2 protein-coding genes are annotated in these 2,329 nt (G+C 28.0%); both read right to left on the minus strand.

Translation table 11 applies throughout. The annotated features are described in order from the left end of the window. On the minus strand, positions 1-947 hold a 947-nt coding region (locus tag HGC4_RS16240; protein WP_221406881.1), incomplete at its 3' end, for a glycosyltransferase family protein. A gap of 20 nt (positions 948-967) precedes the next feature. Next, on the minus strand, positions 968-2,056 hold the full coding sequence (locus HGC4_RS16245) for a glycosyltransferase family protein (protein WP_050711195.1): 1,089 nt from the start codon (positions 2,054-2,056) through the stop codon (positions 968-970). Positions 2,057-2,329: the final 273 nt, after the last annotated feature.

Raw genomic sequence — 2,329 nt, forward strand, 5'->3', positions numbered from 1 at the left:
GATAAAAATATATTTTTATCGCCAATAGCAGCATCTATATTTATAAGAACATCAACATTATCTGTTATAAATTGATCTAAGTCAACTTTATTCATAAATGGCATAAGTTTTACTTTATCTCCTAAATTATGATCATTAATAGGTTTCATAACTTTTTTAATATCTCTTTTCATTAAGAGCTTAGTAAGAGATCCAAATCTATTTTCATAATATGTATTGCGAACACCTCCTATTATTAATAATTCAAATTTAAAATCAACTTTTGATAAAAATTCAATAACTGGCCGTATACTTCTACGCCCATAAAGCGAACCAATGTAAGCCAATTTAATAATATCATTAGAAGTATAGGAAACATTTAGAGATTTCTTTTCCCCTACAAATAAAAATGGATTCTCTAAAACTGTAGCCTTCCCTGTATCAAAACCACATTTCACATACTCTTCTATTACTGAATTATTGGTATGTGTCACAATATCAGCAAAATTCCAGTATTTTCGTTCTAATTTTTTTGCAATATTCTTCTTTATAATACTATGAGAGTTATAAGGATTTAGAAAAACAGGATCTCCAAAACTAGCGACCCATTTTACTTTTGGGTACATTTGTTTCACGAAAAACCCGATTTCATGTAGAAAAAAAGGCTCAGATCTAGTTATAATAAGGTCATAGGTCGCGAAATTATAATCATCATAATTATCCTTAACAATATTCACAAAATTTCTTTTTTCGACCCCAACTATTTTTTTTTGAACCTTAGAGAAAAGTTCGTTAGACTTATCCTTTACAATAAATTCTCGTGTAATACCATTAATATTAACAGCACCCGTACTTAATATATCGACATGACAATTATTTTCAAGTAAGCCTATAACGATCTTGCGAGCAACAATTCCTTCAGGATTTTTCTCAGACCATATTTCTGTAGAAACAAATAATATTTTCATATTAATTAAAATATATTTTATTAAGAAAAGATGAATAATAAATCCTGCACATGGTTTTCCCAATATAAAGCATTCTTATCTTTATATTTTTTCATATTCTCAACTATAGGGTTCATAACTGATCTTTCTCTGATAATTTCTAAAAGTACTTTTCGAATTCCCTCTACACTATATGCATCCACTTTCATCCCAATACCATTATTATAAGCATAATCTCCCAGCTCCGTATTAGTACAATAAAATCCAGGTTTAGAAAACACGATACTTTCAAAAAACTTATTTGATATTGCATATTTAACATTAGGATCTTTACTTGGATATACAGCCCATACAAGATCGGACAAATCATAGATACATTTTATATCATCATAGTTATATCTTCCAAAAAAGAAAACATTTGTATATCCTGTTGCAAAATCTTTAAATCGACTAACATCAGGACCATCCCCAAAAAATAACAGATCAATATTCAAATCTTTTACTGCACTAATAAGATTCTTCATAACTTCAAAATATCTTAATCCTCCAATAAAAGATATTTTTAATCGTCCTCTATCATGCTCAAAAGCGGGTAATTTATCTGTCATTATATTTTCGAAAGGCTTATTTTCTATTATCATTTTGTCACCTTTGAAAAACCTATACTTAGGTTCAAAGAATCTAGATGCTAAAATAATGGTATCTGTTTTTTTTAAAGATATTTTTTCTATGAATCTAAGCGCTTTATGAATAAATGAGGTATTGGCTGTTGGTATATCAAGATTCTCATAGACTAATTTCATTTTCTTTCCTTTACATAGAGAAGCAAGAAAAAGCATATCCCAATGTGAAGCGATAATATGATCTGGATTAATCTCTTTAATCCTCTTTTTCACAAAACGAAAGTATGAAAATAAACTCAATAGTTTACTCAACACACTCCCATAGGGAGTATTCGACATATACATATATTCTTTACAATTAAGATATTCTTTGCATTCTCGATTATCTCTATTCCAAGAAATTACACTAAGATCAAAAATCCTTGCATTTTCTAGAGTTTTCAGAATCTTAACATTTCGAACATTTATTGGATATGAACTATCTAACAATAAGATTTTCTTTTTCATTCAAAAAACAATTTATATGGTAAATAAAGATTGAAAGGGGGTTCTGTCTGCGTAATTAAAATATAACACATATTAAGAAGAGAATAAACTACTATTCCTATAAATATTAAAGATTTTATAGTATTATTTTCTGACAACTTTATGAAATATGATAATAACACTGGCTCAACAGAGGCAAATAACCAACTCGTCCTATTTGCTAAATAAAAACTCAAAGAAAAAGCTAAAAAAGTCACTATAGACAAAAAGTATGCATTGTATACAACTTTAAAA

This window comes from Dysgonomonas sp. HGC4, from assembly GCF_001261715.1.
Classification (GTDB): Bacteria; Bacteroidota; Bacteroidia; order Bacteroidales; family Dysgonomonadaceae; genus Dysgonomonas_A.

Excerpts from the sequence above, each read along its gene's own strand:
- HGC4_RS16245 (WP_050711195.1), bottom strand. The coding sequence starts at position 2,056 with ATGAAAAAGAAAATCTTATTGTTAGATAGTTCATATCCAATAAATGTT.